Here is a 257-nt window from a genome sequence, read left to right as displayed (position 1 = left end):
AGAACGCGCAGATCCTGGATCAGGGCTTGGCGCTGCTCGGGATCCTCGAGCCGCTGGATGAGTTGCTCGACATCCTCGGGCGGCACGGCGCCCTCGGCGTCCTCGCCCTCCTTGGCGTCCGGAGCCGCGGACTGAACGGCCTTGGTCAGCGGCGTCGCCGGCGAATCCGCCTGCGCGGCGACGGGCCCCGCGCCCGCGACCGCGGAGAGCAGGAAGATCGCACCGGCGAGAAATGCCGGCAGCACCCCTACCGCGCG

Annotated in this window: 1 protein-coding gene; it reads right to left on the bottom strand. The window is 72.8% G+C overall.

Annotation, left to right across the window (positions count from 1 at the left end; translation table 11 throughout):
• A partial coding sequence (locus R0J87_RS22150) for a hypothetical protein (RefSeq protein WP_498889011.1) occupies positions 1-257 on the bottom strand: 257 nt, incomplete at both ends.

Origin of the sequence: Halomonas sp. SIMBA_159 (assembly GCF_046536035.1) — a bacterium.
GTDB lineage: Bacteria > Pseudomonadota > Gammaproteobacteria > Pseudomonadales > Halomonadaceae > Vreelandella > Vreelandella venusta_A.
The sequence above is the reverse complement of the archived record's forward strand: the minus strand, read 5'-3'. Positions and strand labels throughout refer to the sequence as shown.